Annotated in this window: 12 protein-coding genes, 1 tRNA gene and 1 pseudogene; 12 read left to right on the top strand and 2 right to left on the bottom strand. The window is 62.3% G+C overall.

Annotated features, from left to right (window positions below):
• The first annotated feature begins 104 nt into the window (after nucleotides 1-104).
• Both OXH74_RS03870 and OXH74_RS03865 read left to right on the top strand, forming a co-directional pair.
• Entirely contained in the window at nucleotides 105-518 is a 414-nt protein-coding gene (locus OXH74_RS03870; RefSeq protein WP_375740141.1) for a prepilin-type N-terminal cleavage/methylation domain-containing protein, read from the top strand.
• A gap of 287 nt (nucleotides 519-805) precedes the next feature.
• Nucleotides 806-881 (top strand) — tRNA-Thr (locus OXH74_RS03865).
• 55 nt (nucleotides 882-936) lie between these two features.
• Here the strand turns inward: OXH74_RS03865 and nadC are convergent.
• On the bottom strand, nucleotides 937-1,785 hold the full coding sequence (nadC, locus tag OXH74_RS03860) for a carboxylating nicotinate-nucleotide diphosphorylase (protein ID WP_375740140.1): 849 nt from the start codon (nucleotides 1,783-1,785) through the stop codon (nucleotides 937-939).
• 514 nt (nucleotides 1,786-2,299) lie between these two features.
• Between nadC and OXH74_RS03855 the strand changes: the two genes are divergently transcribed.
• The 6 genes and pseudogenes from OXH74_RS03855 (at nucleotide 2,300) to OXH74_RS03830 (ending at nucleotide 9,857) form a co-directional block, all read left to right on the top strand.
• The gene (locus OXH74_RS03855) at nucleotides 2,300-4,540 is read left to right on the top strand and encodes a DUF1631 domain-containing protein (RefSeq protein WP_375740139.1); all 2,241 of its coding nucleotides are present in this window, start codon (nucleotides 2,300-2,302) and stop codon (nucleotides 4,538-4,540) included.
• Nucleotides 4,541-4,856: 316 nt separating this feature from the next.
• Nucleotides 4,857-5,318, top strand: coding sequence for a transposase (locus OXH74_RS03850; RefSeq protein WP_375740138.1), 462 nt, complete (start codon nucleotides 4,857-4,859; stop codon nucleotides 5,316-5,318).
• Nucleotides 5,319-6,166: 848 nt separating this feature from the next.
• A complete protein-coding gene (gene ampD, locus OXH74_RS03845; RefSeq protein WP_375740137.1) occupies nucleotides 6,167-6,715 on the top strand; it encodes a 1,6-anhydro-N-acetylmuramyl-L-alanine amidase AmpD in 549 nt (182 codons plus the stop codon).
• A gap of 12 nt (nucleotides 6,716-6,727) precedes the next feature.
• A complete protein-coding gene (ampE, locus tag OXH74_RS03840) occupies nucleotides 6,728-7,564 on the top strand; it encodes a regulatory signaling modulator protein AmpE (RefSeq protein WP_215372932.1) in 837 nt (278 codons plus the stop codon).
• 193 nt (nucleotides 7,565-7,757) lie between these two features.
• Nucleotides 7,758-8,999, top strand: a pseudogene (locus OXH74_RS03835) (HAMP domain-containing protein); the annotation flags it as partial.
• Nucleotides 9,000-9,143: 144 nt separating this feature from the next.
• Nucleotides 9,144-9,857, top strand: coding sequence for a methyl-accepting chemotaxis protein (locus OXH74_RS03830; RefSeq protein ID WP_375741555.1), 714 nt, complete (start codon nucleotides 9,144-9,146; stop codon nucleotides 9,855-9,857).
• A gap of 156 nt (nucleotides 9,858-10,013) precedes the next feature.
• On the opposite strand, the gene OXH74_RS03825 is transcribed toward OXH74_RS03830, so the two are convergent.
• A complete protein-coding gene (locus tag OXH74_RS03825) occupies nucleotides 10,014-10,787 on the bottom strand; it encodes a TatD family hydrolase (protein WP_375740136.1) in 774 nt (257 codons plus the stop codon).
• Nucleotides 10,788-11,088: 301 nt separating this feature from the next.
• Between OXH74_RS03825 and OXH74_RS03820 the strand changes: the two genes are divergently transcribed.
• The 4 genes from OXH74_RS03820 to OXH74_RS03805 all read left to right on the top strand — a co-directional run bounded on the left by OXH74_RS03820 (nucleotide 11,089) and on the right by OXH74_RS03805 (nucleotide 15,505).
• Nucleotides 11,089-13,086, top strand: a complete 1,998-nt coding sequence (locus OXH74_RS03820; RefSeq protein WP_375740135.1) for an aminotransferase class I/II-fold pyridoxal phosphate-dependent enzyme — start codon at nucleotides 11,089-11,091, stop codon at nucleotides 13,084-13,086.
• A gap of 72 nt (nucleotides 13,087-13,158) precedes the next feature.
• Entirely contained in the window at nucleotides 13,159-13,944 is a 786-nt protein-coding gene (locus OXH74_RS03815) for a transporter substrate-binding domain-containing protein (protein WP_215372928.1), read from the top strand.
• A 141-nt stretch (nucleotides 13,945-14,085) separates the two neighbouring features.
• Nucleotides 14,086-14,796 (top strand): ABC transporter permease, encoded by a 711-nt coding sequence (locus OXH74_RS03810; RefSeq protein WP_215372927.1) that lies wholly within the window; start codon nucleotides 14,086-14,088, stop codon nucleotides 14,794-14,796.
• Nucleotides 14,797-14,809: 13 nt separating this feature from the next.
• Complete coding sequence (locus OXH74_RS03805; protein ID WP_215372926.1) at nucleotides 14,810-15,505, top strand: ABC transporter permease; 696 nt, start codon at nucleotides 14,810-14,812, stop codon at nucleotides 15,503-15,505.
• Nucleotides 15,506-15,625: the final 120 nt, after the last annotated feature.

Raw genomic sequence — 15,625 nt, 5'->3', positions numbered from 1 at the left:
CAAAGACTAATCGAGGCCTTGAGATTTGGCCATTATTGAGGTTGGCACGCCTTCTGCTTTTCTCCGATCAGGTCAATGGACCTATCATATCCAAGGAGATAAATATGAAGGCTCAAAAAGGTTTTACGCTGATCGAATTGATGATCGTTGTCGCAATCATTGGCATTCTCGCTGCTGTTGCTATTCCGGCATACCGCGATTACACGGTGAAGGCGCGAATGGGTAACGTTGTTACTACCACCATGGCCGTGAAAACGGCGATGGCTGAATGTTTGCAGACCTCGGGGGCGCTTGCGTCCTGCGATACCGCGGGAGAGTTGGGTATTACCTTGCCTGCGGCTACCGATGACCTTGCCTCTTTGACCGTCACTGCTACTACTGCTGTAATTGTTGCAACTGGTACTGCAGCTGCAGGTGGCTATACCTACACCTTGACTCCGACAGCGCCAGCGGCCGGCGACTCGACCGTTAACTTCGCCATTGCTGGTACCTGCCCGACAACCATCTGCAAGCACTAATGCGTGGAATGGATATTGCGCTTCTCCCGTCAGCAGGGTGTAGATCCTGCAGGGCACAATTAGTGTGTGGGATGAGTTTCACATAGCGCGTAGGATGGGTTGAGCGAAGCGATACCCATCACCAGGTTGTCTCGAAAGCTCTGCCCCTCGCGGCGGGGCTTTCGCGTTTTTTATGCTTGCCTTTTGGCCGCTGTGGATCGCCATCCGTTTGCGCCGAATCCCAAGCTGACGTTTTTCACACTTGGGCGCTTTTCAACTGCGTCCGCAGCGTTTATCTTGAGCGCCGCGCCGGTGTAGCTCAGTCGGTAGAGCAGCTCATTCGTAATGAGAAGGTCGAGGGTTCGATTCCTTTCACCGGCACCACGATCCCAACAAAAAGCCCCGTCTGGTACGGGGCTTTTTGTTGGCTGCGATTTGATCAGAGGCTGAGGCGCATCGACAGGTCGATGGCCTTGACGTCTTTCGTCAGGGTACCGATGGAGATGTAGTCGACGCCGGTTTCGGCGACGGTGCGCAGGGTGGTTTCGTTGATGCCACCGGAGGCTTCGAGTTTGGCGCGGCCGTTGGTGAGCTGCACGGCGGTGCGCATGTCTTCGAGGCTGAGCTCATCGAGCATGATGATGTCGGCGCCGGCGTCCAGGGCCTGTTTCAGTTCATCGAGGCTTTCCACTTCCACTTCCACCGGCTTGCCAGGGGCGATCTGGTGGGCGGCAGCGATGGCTTCCTTGATGCCACCGCACGCGGCGATGTGGTTTTCCTTGATCAGGAAGGCATCGTAGAGGCCAATGCGGTGGTTGTGGCCGCCGCCGCAGGTGACGGCATATTTCTGCGCCAGGCGCAGGCCGGGCAGGGTCTTGCGGGTGTCCAGCAGTTTCACCTGGGTGCCCTTGACCAATTCCACGTATTGGCTGACGCGGGTGGCCACGCCCGACAGGCACTGGAGGAAGTTCAGTGCGCTGCGCTCGCCGCTGAGCAGGGCGCGGGCCGGGCCGTGGAGGTGGAACAGCGCCTTGTCGGCGGGCGTGTGTTGGCCGTCCTGGACCAGCCATTCCACTGTCACGCTTGGGTCGATCTGGCGGAACACCTCATTGACCCAGGCAGTGCCGCTGATCACGGCGTCCTCGCGTGTGATGACCGTGGCGCGGGCCTGGCGGTCGGCGGGAATGAGTTGGGCGGTGATGTCGCCGCTGCCGATGTCTTCGCTGAGTGCGCAGCGAACATTGGCCTCGATTTCGGCGGTCAGGTCGGCGAGGGTGAGGTTGGGCATGTTGGGCTCCGCTGGCAGATTGGCGGCGATTATAAAGGCTATGTCTCGCTTGGGTGCCCATCCGACGTGGATTTTCCGGTCAGCGGGGTGGTGGGCTGGTGTTTTCGTAGGAGCCAGCTTGCTGGCGAAGGCGGGGGATGTTCGCGAGCAAGAACTTGGCGTCCCCCTCGCTCCTACGGGGTGACGGTATCTGGGGTGGCGGTGATTGGGTGTCTTTGTAGGAGCCAGCTTGCTGGCGAAAGTGCGGTGATGTTCGCGAGCAAGAACTCGGCGTCCCCCTCGCTCCTACGGGGTTGGGGCGGGGGCGGTGTCTGGAATGGCGGTGGGGTTTATTATCTGTGATCTGAGTCATGTCTGAAGGAAAACGTCGCTTGGTTGTCATGGCTTCGTCCCTATAATGAGTCTGAATTCTCATATTTTGACGCCAGACACTTGACGTTATGGATGACTCCCCGTTGATCGACGTTCGGACCTGCCTGCCCTGCGTGGGCGGGCGGCCTGTGGGAGGCACGTGATGCACACCGACGCGAAGGTGGTGCCTTTAACCAAGGATGCCGCCGAGCCATCGCCAATTTCACCGGTAGGCAGGCTGCCCGTGGCCTTGATCCAGGTGCGCGACAAAATGGCTCTGCGCTTGAAGCAAGCGCTTCAAGAGCTGTTCGACAACGCGGACGATACCCTCTTCGAGATGGCCGACCGGTCGACCAGCAACGTTGAGCAGAACGCGTTCTTCGAGGCGATGCGGGACATGCGCTTGAAGCGCAAGAGCATCGAGCGTGCCTTTCTGTACAAGGTTTCCGAGTCTTTCTCCGCACTCGGCCAATACGATATCGGCAGGGCTCCGCAGCTGGATGCGTTGTCGTTCGACGGTCTCGCGCTGGTGCAGAACGATGAACTGGAAGAGACCGTGGCGCAGGATGCCATGGTCGCCAGGGTGATGAGCCGTGATGCGGTTGCCATAGGCCATCTGACCGCCCGTCTTAATGTGCTGGTCAGCAAGAAGATCGAGGACAAGACCAACCCCCTGGGCCCGCGCCTGCTGTGCGAGGCGTTTCTCGATGCCTGCCGCAGCCTGGGTGTGGAGATCAAGGTCAAGCTGATCGTCCTCAAGTTGTTCGAGAAGTACGTGCTCAGCGAGTTGGAGCAGATGTACGCCGAAGCGAACCAGTTACTGGTGGCCGCGGGCGTGCTGCCGGAACTCAAGTCCGCGCCGGCGCGGCGCCAGCAGGAGCACGCCAACCCCACGCGGCAGGCAGCCCCCGCCGAGCCGCCGGTTGGCGCTGTCGGTTCGGTGGAGGACAGCGTTCAGGAGGTGTTCGGTGTCCTCCAGCAGCTTTTGTCCCAGGCACGGGGCACTGCGCTGCCGCGGCGCGAGCTGCCGGCCGATGCGGTGCCTATCAGCAACCCTGACCTACTGCGCCTGCTTTCTAATCTGCAGCAGCGCCTGCCTCAGCAGGTTGAGGGCAGTTCCGACCTGCGCATCAGCCTCGATCAGGTGCTGGCCCGTGCCAGTGAGCGGAGCGGGCGGACGCGGGTGATTGGCCAGGTGGATGACGATGTCATCAACGTGGTTTCCATGCTGTTCGAGTTCATCCTCGATGACCGCACGCTGCCGGACGCTTTCAAGGCGCTCATCGGCCGCATGCAGATCCCGATGCTAAAGGTCGCGCTGCTGGACAAGACGTTTTTCAGCCGGGGCAGCCATCCGGCGCGTCGGTTGCTGAACGAAATCGCCTCCGCTGCGCTTGGCTGCGGGGATCGCGACGATGCCCAGCGCGACAGTCTCTATCAGCGCATCGAACAGGTCGTGCAGCGCTTGCTGAACGACTTCGACGATGATCCGGTGATTTTTTCCGACCTGTTGGCCGAGTTCATCGCCTATACCGGTGACGAGCGTCGCCGCAGCGAATTGCTGGAGCAACGCACCCGCGATGCTGAAGAAGGGCGCGCCAAGGCTGAACTGGCCCGCAAGCAGGTGGAGGGCGCCCTGAACCAGCGCCTGCTGGGCCGTACGCTGCCGGAGGTGGTGGTGCGCCTGCTGCGCGAGGCCTGGAGCAAAGTGATGCTGCTCGCCTGCCTGAAGCACGGTGTGGAGTCGGATGAGTGGCACGCCGCCCTGCAGACCATGGATGAGCTGATCTGGAGCGTGGAGCCTCACGAGGCCCCGGAAGATCGCTCGCGGATGCTGGGCCTGGTGCCTGGCCTGCTGAAGTCTCTGCGCGAGGGGTTGGCGAGCGCTGCCTTCGACCCGTTCTCCACCAGCGAGTTTTTCAGTCAGCTGGAGTCCCTGCATGTCCAGACCTTCCAGCGCTTCAAGCGTTCGGAACCCGCGTCTTCGTTGGACGGTCCGGTGGGGCGGCCGTTGCTCGATCCTGGCAGCGCTGCGCCAATGGTCGCCGTGGTTGAGGAAATTGTCCTGCTAACGCCGAGGGAAGCCCCGGCGCTTGATCCAGAGCCTGTGGTGGTGGTTGACGACGAGGCGCTGGGCTTCGTCGATAACCTGAGGGTCGGCAGTTGGGTCGAGTTCCAGGAAGACGACGAGCACAAGCTTCGCTGCAAGCTGGCGGCGATCATCCGACCGAGCGGCAAGTTCATCTTCGTCAATCGCACGGGGATGAAGGTGCTGGAGAAGACGCGCACGAGTCTGGCGGTGGAGTTCCGCAGCAAGACGGTTCACCTGCTGGATGATGCCCTGCTGTTCGATCGTGCGCTGGAGTCGGTGATTGGTAACTTGCGGCGCTTGAAAGGGGCTTGAGGGGCCGGAAATTCTTGTAGGAGTGAGCTTGCTCGCGAATGGGGCACCGCTTTCGCCAGCAAGCTGGCTCCTACACAAAAACCACCGTCCCGCAGCCACCCTGTAGGAGCGAGCTTGCTCGCGAACATCCCCCGCTTTCGCCAGCAAGCTGGCTCCTACACAAAAACCGCCGCCCTGCAGCCGGTCTGTAGGAGCGAGCTTGCTCGCGAACAGACCAAACCGAACAATAACCAGCCCACACCTACATGCCCTTGCCTTGCCCCGCGCTACCTGGAGGGCAACCATTCTGCCTTTTCAAAACAAAGGCATGCCACCGATGCGCTTTCAAGGACGAAACCTCCGCAAAGGGCGTGTTTCCGAACCGGGAAGGATCTACCTGCTGACGACCGTCACCCGCGACCGGGCGCCCCTATTTGCACAATGGCCAGCGGCTTGCCTGGTCGCCCGGGAAATACATGCAATGGCAGGGAGAACCGGCATTAGTACGTTGGCGTGGGTCTTGATGCCCGATCACCTGCACTGGCTGGTAAAGCTGGAGTCCGGCGAGTTGGGGCGATACGTTCAGCGGTTGAAATCACGCACCGCCATCGCATTGAACTGGTTGAACAACCACACTGGCGCGGTTTGGCAAAGGGGCTATCACGACCATGCCGTCAGAAACGAGGCGGACGTGAAGTCCATGGCTCGATATATCGTCGCCAATCCACTGCGAGCGGGCCTGGTGAAAAACATCGGGGACTATTCCCTCTGGGATGTGACCTGGCTATCGCGAGCATGACCTCGCCTTCGCCAGCAAGCTGGCTCCTACACAAAAAACGCCGCCCCGCAGCCACCCTGTAGGAGCGAGCTTGCTCGCTAAGATCCCCCGCGTTCGCCAGCAAGCTGGCTCCTACAGAAGCACAACATTACCGCCACCGGAGACACCGCCACGCTGTAGGGGCGAGGGGGGCGAGTTCTTGCTCGCGAATGGGGCGCCGTTTTCGCCAGCAAGCTGGCTCCTACACAAAAAACGCCGCCCCGCAGCCACCCTGCAGGAGCGAGCTTGCTCGCGAAGATCCCCCGCGTTCGCCAGCAAGCTGGCTCCTACAGAAGCACAACATTACCGCCACCGGAGACACTGCCACGCCGTAGGGGTGAGGGGGCCGAGTTCTTGCTCGCGAATGGGGCGCCGTTTTCGCCAGCAAGCAGGCTCCTACACAAAAAAACGCCGCCCCGCAGCCACCCTGTAGGAGCGAGCTTGCTCGCGAAGATCCCCCGCGTTCGCCAGCAAGCTGGCTCCTACAGAAGCACAACATTACCGCCACCGGAGACACCGCCACGCTGTAGGGGCGAGGGGGGCGAGTTCTTGCTCGCGAATGGGGCGCCGTTTTCGCCAGCAAGCTGGCTCCTACACAAAAAAAGCCGCCCCGTAGCCACCCTGTAGGAGCGAGCTTGCTCGCGAACATCCCCCCGTGTTCGCCAGCTGGCTCCTACAAGGGCATGGCGAATGCATTTGCGCCCACGCGAATGCAGCCTGCTGCTTGGTTCATTCCTGGATAATGGCCTGAGTTCGGGCTCGCTACGGCCGGAGCCCTCGCTAAAATGGCTCCACTGCGCCTAAAGTGAGTAGCAGTTCAAGGAGCCAATATGCAGTTGGATCTCGCAAGCGGCTGGTGCCAGGGCATCAGTCACTGTCCTTCACCCAACTTCAACCAGCGTCCGCTGGGTGAGGTTTCCTTGCTGGTGATTCACAACATCAGCCTTCCGCCGGGCCAGTTCGGCACCGGCAAGGTCCAGGCGTTCTTCCAGAACGCCCTGGACGCCAATGAGCATCCGTACTTCGCCGGCATCAGCGGGCTTACTGTTTCCGCACATTTTCTGATCGAGCGCAATGGCGCGGTCACGCAGTTCGTGTCCTGTAACGATCGGGCCTGGCATGCCGGGCTGTCGCGATTCGCCGGCCGCAAGAACTGCAACGATTTTTCCCTGGGTATCGAACTTGAAGGGACGGACGAACTCCCTTTCACAGAGACCCAGTATGCTTCGCTCATTGCTCTGGTGGCCCAGCTGCGGCGCGGCTATCCGGCCATTACCCCGGAGCGTATCTGTGGCCACAGTGACATCGCGCCCGGTCGCAAGACCGATCCGGGGCCTGCATTCGACTGGGGGCGACTGCGGACCGCCCTCGAGCAATAAGGAGTTTTACCCATGAGTTTTCTGGTGCTCTTGCTGGTGCTGTGGATCGAGAAGTTCTCTGCCTGGCGTCGACATATCCAGCAGGACGGCGCCTGGCGGCGCGAACTGGCCAAGGCCGAAGCCAATCCGAAACTGGCGCAACGGCCCTGGGCGCTGATGGGGTTGTTGGTGGTGCTGCCGCTGGTTTTGCTGGCGCTGTTGTTGGCGGCGCTGGAGCCGCTGGCCTACGGCTGGTTGGCGCTACCGGTGCATATCCTGGTGATCATCTACAGCCTCGGGCGCGGTGACGTGCTGGCCGACCTCGGGCCGTTCCGCGACGCCTGGCGGCGTGGCGATACCCAGGGCGCTTATCACGTAGCCGAGCGTGACCTGGGCCTGGAAGCCGATGCGGGGGATGACCTGCTGCAGCAGGTGCAGGGCTATCAGCTCTGGCAGGCGTACCAGGGCTTTTTCGCGGTGATTTTCTGGTATGCCTTGCTCGGCCCTGTGGCTGCGTTGGCGTATCGACTGCTCGCGCTGACCGTCGAACATGCCAGCCTGCCGGCCCTGCGTGAGCGCGCCGAACAGGTTCGCCATGCCTTCGACTGGGTGCCGGTGCGGGTCCTGACCGCGAGCTTTTCCCTGGTGGGCAACTTCGTTGCCGTCAGCCGCGTCCTGCTGCATGAGCTGCTCAGCTGGGAAATCTCGGCGCGCAGCTACATCGATCTTGCCGGTCGCGCTGCGGCCGAGGTGCCTGCAACCGACGATGGCGAGGCCGGTGTGGCAACCCTGGATGCCCTGTGGCAGTTGGTGGTTCGGGCGGCCGTCCTCTGGTATGCAGGCTTCGCCCTCTGGGCCCTGGTGTTCTGAATACCCACTTCCTTCGCTCGCCCGACGGTTGATCGCTACCGTTGGGCGGGTCCTTCCTGCTTAACCTTTAGTTACAGAAACTCTGGTCGATATCGGGTACACAGGAGTCCGAAATCTGCACGAATTTTCTGAAGCGGTTCACAAAAGAACGAGAGCTGGCTTAGGAGTCGCGCGGAGTCGTGACCTGCCACAGATGCAGGCCGGCCGCGTTTCTGCGATGCAGTGGACGCCCATAACAAGAAACGAGAACGGGAGACGTCGTGTGAAGACTCTGTTGTATCCTGCCATCGCGCTGATGAATCGCCTCAGCTTCGGCATGAAGTTCAGTCTGATCAGTGTTCTGTTTTTCCTGCCGATGCTGATCACCAACTTCTATCTGGTGCGCGATTCCTACCGCCAGTACGTCAGCACCCGCGCCGAGTTGGAGAGCCTCGATCTGCTGGGGGCCAGCCTCAAGGTGCGGCGCGATCTCGAAAGCCTCAGCGACCAGGTGCAGATCAACGCCATGATCGGTCAGTCCGGCCAGGCTGGTGATCTGGACAAGCGTATCGCCGGCCTGGAGCAGCAACTGGCGGCGGACCTGAAAGCGCTGGAACCGGTGACTCTTGACCCTGCGCAGATCGAAGCCTTCACCACCAAGCGTGATGAGATGCTGACTGCGTTGCAGGCCGCCAGGAGCGAAACGTCCTTGCAAAGCAAGAGCGCGATGATCGAGAAACTGCTTGGCGGCGCCCAGGTCTTCATCAAGATCGTCGCGACCCAGGCCGGGCTCAGCCAGGATGACCAGGCCGATGTGCGGCAGGTCACCGAACTGGTCACCTCCGTCACCCCGGTCGTGAGCCGGGCCTTGGGCAAGGGGCGCGCCACCGGCTCCTACTCGCTGGGCCAGGGCTTCCTCAACTCTGCGGCCAGTACCCAACTGGATGAACTGCTCCTGGATCTGGACAAGCTCAATGCCGAGTACGGCCTGAAGATCGCCGATGCGTTGTCGGGGAGCCCGCGTGCTCACCAGGCGCTGGATGCGCTGAGCGCTGCCAGCCGCGACACCATCAAGCAGAGTGCATCGCTGTTCGAGGAGAAGGTCATCATGGCCGACACCCTGAGCATGCCCTGGCCACAGTTCTACGACCAGGTCAGCGCGGCTCTGGAGAAAACCTACCAGCTCAACGATGCCTCCCTGGTATTCCTGAAAATGGAGCTGGAGGACCGCCTGGCCGGCAAGCGTACCCAGACCGGCCTGCTGGTGGTGGCGCTGGTGGTGGTGTTCCTTGCCATTGGTTATCTCTACAGCGGTTTCTATGTTTCCACCCGGGCCACCTTGAAGAGCCTTGGCAAGGTCATGGACCAGGTCGCGTCCGGTGACATGACGGTCAGCTTCAAGGCCGATAGCCGGGACGAGTTGGGTGAGCTGGGCCAGGTATTCAACGGCACGGTGGCGAAGATCCATGACCTGATCGAGCTGGTCGGCCATACCGTGGTCGAGGTCGAACGCCAGGCGGGCCGAGTCGAGACCGTTTCCGGCGAAAGCAACCAGGCCGTTGCCGGTCAGCGCAGCCAGATCGAACAGGTCGCTACGGCAATGAACGAGATGTCCGCTACCGCCCAGGAGGTGGCACGCAGCGCGGCTGCCGCAGTGGACAGCGCACAAAGCGTGAATCAGGAGACGGTTAGCGGCCGTGCCCTGGTGGCGTCCCAGGTCGGCAGCATCGAGCGTCTCGCCAGCGAGATCGACCAGTCGGTGGCGGTAATCAATCAGCTGGCCGCCGACAGCGCCTCCATCAGCCGGGTACTTGAGGTCATCAAGGGCATCGCCGAGCAGACCAACCTGCTGGCACTCAACGCTGCCATTGAGGCTGCGCGTGCGGGCGAGCAGGGACGCGGTTTTGCGGTGGTTGCCGATGAGGTGCGGACCCTGGCTAAGCGTACCCAGCAGTCCACCGAGGAAATCGAGCAGATGATCGACAAGCTGCAAGGCGGCGTGGGCGCAGCGGTGAAAGCCATGAGCGTCAGCCACCAGATGGCTGATGGCACCGTCAGCCAGTCGGGCAAGGTGCAGCAGGCCCTGGAGAACATCCTCGGCTCGGTGGGCATGATCGTCGATCAGAACCAGCAGATCGCCGCGGCTGCCGAACAGCAGACTGCCGTGGCCCATGACATCGATCAGAACATCGTCGAGATCAACCACGCTGGCGAACGCACTGCCCAGGGTGCGAACCAGACCGAGCAGGCCAGCCGCCAGCTGTCCGAGCAGGTGGCGCAGCTCAAGCAGCTGATTGGAGCGTTCAGGGTCTGATCAGTGCGTAGATTGAGCCTGTAGGAGCGAGCTTGCTCGCGAATGTGAGCTCGTATTCGCCAGCAGGCTGGCTCCTGCAAGCAAGGCCCGTCCCCGGACCGGGCGCTCGGTGAAGCGTGGACTACGCTTCGCTCCTGGATTGGTCCATGTTGTGGATTACCAGCCAAATACCGCGCAGGCATTGCGGCTGCTGGCGGTGGCCAGCTCCTCGGGCGTGACGCCTCGGATGTCGGCCAATGCTGCGCAGATATCCGGCAGGAACTCAGGGCTGTTGCGCCCGTAAGGATGCATGGCGGGAGCCATGTCGGGTGAGTCGGTCTCCAGCACGATGGCGTCCAGCGGCAGTTGCGCCACCACTTTGCGCAGGCGGTTGGCTTGTGGCCAGGTCGGGGCACCACCCAGGCCCAGGTGGAAGCCGAGCTTGAGGTATTCCTTGGCGTCTTCGACGCTGCCGGCAAAAGCGTGGACGATCCCGGCGCGTTTCAGGCGGAAGCGTTTCAGCGTGGCAATCACTGCTGCGTGGCTCCGGCGAACGTGGAGCAGGGCTGGCAGTTCGAAGTCCGCGGCCATTTGCAGTTGGTTTTCGAACAAGTCCTGCTGCGCTGCGCGGTCCAGTTCAGGAATGAAGTAGTCGAGCCCGATTTCGCCCACGGCGCAGAGCTTTGGATGGCCGATGTGCGCCTCCAATCTCTGGCGCAAGGCATCGAGGTGAGCCGGCTGGTGTTGTGCCAGATAAACCGGATGCAGGCCGAATGCGGCATGGAGTCCCTCCTCGGCGAGCGCCATATTCCATACACGCTGCCAATTCCCTTCGAACACCCCCAGCAGCACCTGACGCTCCACGCCGAGGGCTCGGCAGCGCGCCAGCACGTCGTTGCGATCCGCGTCGAACTCCGGGAAATCCAGGTGGTTGTGGGTATCGATCAGCATGGCAGCCTGTTCAGTCAGGGCGGGCCTAGCAGCATATACCCGGCGCCTGGCGATGGGGCATACAGGGCTGATTTCGGCCTCCCTCACCCCAACCCTTCTCCCGAAGGGAGGAGGGGAGACCCACGCTTGCTCGCTCGGATTTGGATTGACGGACTCAGCAAACAGGCCACTGGAGCTCATCCGTGGAAACGTCGCAAATCGCTATTGAACACTCGTTCATGCTGGGCTAATGTTGGGCCACTTGCCGGTTCGCCGATCCACCAAGCGGTCCGGAATCCACCATTTTCAATGGGGCCAGCACATGCGTTTCGCTTCGCTTGTAGACCGGATGGCAGGGCCAGGCACAGCCGCCTGGGACATTCATTACGCGGCCATCGAGGCCCAGCGTGCCGGTGAGGATGTGATCGTCCTCAGCATCGGCGACCCCGATTTCGCCACGCCCGAATTCATCACCGACGCTGCCGTCGATGCGCTGCGTTCCGGGGATACCCATTACTGCGACGTGGCTGGTCGGCCGGAACTGCGCCAGGCCATCGCCGACCTGCACGGCCGGCGCTTCGGGCAGGTGGTTGCCGCCGAGAATGTGATCGTGGTCGCCGGGGCGCAGAACGGCTTGTTCGCCGCTGCCATGTGCCTGCTGGAGGCCGGAGACGAGGTCATCGTCTTCGATCCCGTCTACGTGACCTATGAGGCTACGCTCAAGACCACCGGCGCGACCCTGGTCAGGGTGCCTTGTCCTGCCGAAGGTGGTTTCCGCCCGGATATTGCCGCCCTGAAGGCCGCGATCAATGAGCGCACCCGCGCCATCTTCTTCGCCAATCCGAACAACCCGACCGGTGCCGTGCTCAGCGCTGCCGAGCTCGAAGGCATCGCCGCGCTGGCGCAGGAACACGATCTCTGGGTGGTGGCGGATGAGGTGTACGAAAGCCTCTGCTTCGAGAAGCCTCACTGCTCGATTGCCACCTTGCCGGGCATGCGTGAACGCACCGTCAGCATCGGCAGCCTGTCCAAATCCCACGCGATGACCGGCTGGCGCGCCGGCTGGGTGATTGCTCAGCCTCAACTGGTTGCGCACATCGAGAACCTGGCGCTGAACATGCTCTACGGGCTGCCTGGTTTCGTGCAGGAAGCGGCGCTGGCCGCCGTACTGGCCTACGACGATGTCACGCAGGGCATGCGCGACATCTATCGGCGCCGGCGCGACCTGGTGGTGGATGCCCTGTCGGGCTGCACGCCGCTCAAGGTCCTGGCCCCAGAGGCCGGCATGTTTGTCCTGCTGGATGTGCGCGAGACTGGCTTCAGCTCGCTGGATTTCGCCTGGCGCCTGTTCCGTGAAACCGGTGTTTCCGTGCTCGACGCCGCCGCCTTCGGCCCGGCAGCGGAGGGCTTCGTACGGCTGTCCTTCACCCTGGGTGAAGAGCAGCTGGCCGAGGCCTGTGCGCGCATCCGGCGCTTCGCCGCCGGCCTGGAACCTCGCCCGGCCTTGGCCGCTTCTGTGCGGACGACTTCGATCCCGACGCCGGCAGAGCGCCCGAAGATGATCGAGGTGGATTCGATCCACAAACGCTTCGGCCAGTTCGAGGTGCTCAAGGGTGTGTCGTTGACGGCGCACGAAGGCAGCATCGTCTCGCTGATCGGCGCCAGCGGCTCCGGCAAGAGCACACTGCTGCGCTGTATCAACATGCTGGAAATCCCCAACGAGGGCTCGGTGAAGGTCGATGGCGAGCGCATCGAACTCAGCCGCAACCGTCTTGGCGAGCCGGTGGTGGCCGACCAGAAGCAGCTGACGCGTATCCGCTCGCGGCTTGGCATGGTGTTCCAGGGCTTCAATCTCTGGCCTCACCGTACCGTGCTGGAAAACCTCATCGAGGCGCCGGTCCAGGTTCTGCGCGAAAGCCGTGCCGAGGCTACGGAGCGTGCCGAGGCTTTGCTGGATCGCGTCGGCCTGGCGGCCAAGCGTCACGAGTATCCGTCCTTCCTTTCCGGAGGCCAGCAGCAGCGCGTGGCCATTGCGCGTGCCCTGGCGGTGGAGCCGAAGGTCATGCTGTTCGACGAGCCGACTTCGGCACTCGACCCGGAACTGGTGGGCGAGGTGCTGCGGGTGATCCGGTCGCTGGCCGAGGAAGGTCGCACCATGATCCTGGTCACCCACGAAATGGCCTTCGCTCGGGATGTTTCGACTCACGTGGCCTTCCTGCACCAGGGCAGGATCGAAGAAGAAGGCCCTCCGCAGGAGGTATTCCTCCGGCCGCGCAGCGAGCGCTGCCGGCAGTTCGTCAACGCTCACCAGAATCGATGACCGTGGCCGCCAGACGCGGCCGCCTCGACAAGCTCGAACCACAACAAAAACCAAGCAGGGCAGGGGATCACGATGAAGAAGTCTGGACTGGCAGGTTGGATGGCAGGTGCGGTAATGCTCATGGCCGGCGCAGCGGGAGCGCAGGCGGAAACACTCAAGTTCGCGATGGCGGCCGAGCCCTATCCGCCGTTCTCGGTCAAGCAGCCGGACGGCCAGTGGGTCGGCTTCGAGCCGGACCTGATTCGCAAGCTCTGCGCTGACATGCAGGCGCAGTGCGAAATCGAAGAGGTGGCCTGGGACGGCATCATTCCGGCGCTGCTGGCGAAGAAGGTCGACGTGATCTTCAACTCAATGTCGATCACCGAGGAGCGCGAGAAGCAGATTTCCTTCAGTCGTGCCTATTACGACTCGCCAGCCGTGATCGTCGCGCCCAAGGCATTGAATTTCAGCCTCAGCCCTGGGGCGCTCAAGGGCAAGGCCGTGGGTGTGCAGATCGCCACCAACAACGCCAACTACCTGAAGAAGCACTACGAGGGCATTGCCGACGTGCGCTACTACGACACCCAGGATTCGGTGAATGCCGACCTGGTGGCTGGGCGCATCGACGTGATGCTGGCCGATGGCCTTGCCGTGACCACCTTCGTCAAGTCGGCGGACGCCCAGGCTGCCGGGATCGAGATCGTTGGCGAGGTTCCCCACGACCCGATCTTCGGCCGAGGTATGGGAGCGGGGCTGCGCAAGGAAGACCAGGCGCTGAAGGCCAAGCTCGACGATGCCATCGGCAAGCTGCTGGCCAGCGAGGACTACAAGACCATCTCCGCCAAGTATTTCGACGTCAGCGTTGCGCCGAAACAGTGATTGCCGGAGCCATTCGCCAGCAAGATGGCTCCTACGAGCGCAACCGGCGTTGCCGCGTAGGAGCGACCTTGGTCGCTAACATCGCCCGCCATTCCGGCTGAGTCGGAATGGCGTCTTCCCGCTTCGCGCTGAGGTTCTGCGATGCAGTCTTATTTCGATCTCGTCGGCTTCGGCTCCCAAGGCTGGGGGCCGGCGCTGCTCAAAGGGTTGTTGGTAACCCTGCAAATTTCCGTTGGCGCCTTCCTGGTCGGCATCCTGATTGGGCTTTGTGTTGCAGTCGCCAAGCTGAATGGGCCACGCCCGCTGGTCCAGGTCATGCGTGGCTACACCACGATCTGCCGTGCGGTGCCCGAGCTGTTGCTGATCCTGGTGCTGTTCTACGCCGGCTCCATGGGCCTCAACAAACTGTTCGCCTGGCTGGGGTTCGGTGAGCTCAAGCTCAACGGCACCCTGGTCGCCATCGTGGTTCTTGGCCTGGTGCAGGGCGCCTATGCCTCGGAGATTTTCCGCGGCGCTATCCAGGCCATCCCCTTTGGTCAGATCGAGGCGGCCCGCGCCTTCGGCATGAGCGGGCTCGGGCTGTTCCAGCGCGTCACCCTGCCGATCATGGCGCCCAATGCCCTGGCAGGCATGGCCAACCTCTGGATCAACCTGATCAAGGACAGCGCGCTGATCAGCGTGGTCGGCACCAGCGAGCTGCTGTTCACCGCCAAGCAGGCGGCAGGCTCCACCCGCGAGTACCTGACCTTCTACCTCACCGCAGCAGCCTGTTACTACCTGCTGACCCTGCTCTCCAACCTGTTCTCCGGCTGGCTCGAGCGACGTTTCCGTCGCTGGGCCCCTTCGGTGTGAGCGAGTGACTGTCATGACTGCAGCCTGGATTTTTGACTACGGCAAATTGCTTCTGGATGGCCTTGGCACCACGTTGCTGATGCTGCTTATCTCAGCGGTGCTGGGCTTCGCGCTGGCCTTGCTGGTGGCGCTGGCTCGGATGTCTCGCAATTCGCTGGTCTCGGGTGTCAGCCTGGCTTACACCAGCGTGATTCGTGGCACACCGCTGCTGGTCCAGATCTACATCTTCTATTACGGCTTAGGGAGCCTGTTCGCGCAGTTCCCGCTGATCCGCAGCAGTTTCCTCTGGCCTTACCTGCGCGATGGTTTCTGGTACATCGTCCTGGCCCTGGTGCTTTCGGTTGGCGCTTACGTCGGGGAGGTGATCCGGGGCGGCATGAAATCCGTGCCCAAGGGCGAACTGGAGGCGGCGGCTGCCTTCGGCATGCGGCATCGGCTGGTGCTGATGCGGGTCTGGCTGCCCCGGGCGATCCGTCTGTTGCTGCCGACCCTGGCAGGCGAAACGGTGATGCTGCTCAAGTCCACCGCGCTGGCGTCGACCGTTGCCGTGGTCGATCTACTGGGCGCTGCCAACGTGGTGCGCGCGCAGACGTTCCAGATTTACCAGCCGCTGTTGCTGGTGGCGGGGATCTACATCTGCCTGACCTTCATGATCGAGGCCGGTTTCGCTCGGGCTGAGGGGCGAGCGATGTTTCGTCGGGCGAGCTGACGAAGGGGCCGAGGTGCGCCCTCACGGCGCTGGCGTTCCGATTCTGTAGGAGCGAGCTTGCTCGAGAATGTGCGCTGTTCGCCAACACGCTGGCTACAGCCGTAGGATGGGTTGAGCCTG

The organism is Metapseudomonas boanensis, assembly GCF_042232855.1.
GTDB classification, from domain to species: domain Bacteria; phylum Pseudomonadota; class Gammaproteobacteria; order Pseudomonadales; family Pseudomonadaceae; genus Metapseudomonas; species Metapseudomonas boanensis.
This window is presented reverse-complemented; position numbering and strand designations above follow the sequence as displayed.

Excerpts from the sequence above, each read along its gene's own strand:
- OXH74_RS03850 (WP_375740138.1), top strand. The coding sequence starts at position 4,857 with ATGCGCTTTCAAGGACGAAACCTCCGCAAAGGGCGTGTTTCCGAACCG.
- OXH74_RS03815 (WP_215372928.1), top strand. The coding sequence starts at position 13,159 with ATGAAGAAGTCTGGACTGGCAGGTTGGATGGCAGGTGCGGTAATGCTC.
- OXH74_RS03810 (WP_215372927.1), top strand. The coding sequence starts at position 14,086 with ATGCAGTCTTATTTCGATCTCGTCGGCTTCGGCTCCCAAGGCTGGGGG.
- nadC (WP_375740140.1), bottom strand. The coding sequence starts at position 1,785 with ATGCCCAACCTCACCCTCGCCGACCTGACCGCCGAAATCGAGGCCAAT.
- OXH74_RS03805 (WP_215372926.1), top strand. The coding sequence starts at position 14,810 with ATGACTGCAGCCTGGATTTTTGACTACGGCAAATTGCTTCTGGATGGC.
- OXH74_RS03855 (WP_375740139.1), top strand. The coding sequence starts at position 2,300 with ATGCACACCGACGCGAAGGTGGTGCCTTTAACCAAGGATGCCGCCGAG.
- OXH74_RS03820 (WP_375740135.1), top strand. The coding sequence starts at position 11,089 with ATGCGTTTCGCTTCGCTTGTAGACCGGATGGCAGGGCCAGGCACAGCC.
- OXH74_RS03825 (WP_375740136.1), bottom strand. The coding sequence starts at position 10,787 with ATGCTGATCGATACCCACAACCACCTGGATTTCCCGGAGTTCGACGCG.
- OXH74_RS03870 (WP_375740141.1), top strand. The coding sequence starts at position 105 with ATGAAGGCTCAAAAAGGTTTTACGCTGATCGAATTGATGATCGTTGTC.
- ampD (WP_375740137.1), top strand. The coding sequence starts at position 6,167 with ATGCAGTTGGATCTCGCAAGCGGCTGGTGCCAGGGCATCAGTCACTGT.
- ampE (WP_215372932.1), top strand. The coding sequence starts at position 6,728 with ATGAGTTTTCTGGTGCTCTTGCTGGTGCTGTGGATCGAGAAGTTCTCT.
- OXH74_RS03830 (WP_375741555.1), top strand. The coding sequence starts at position 9,144 with ATGAACGAGATGTCCGCTACCGCCCAGGAGGTGGCACGCAGCGCGGCT.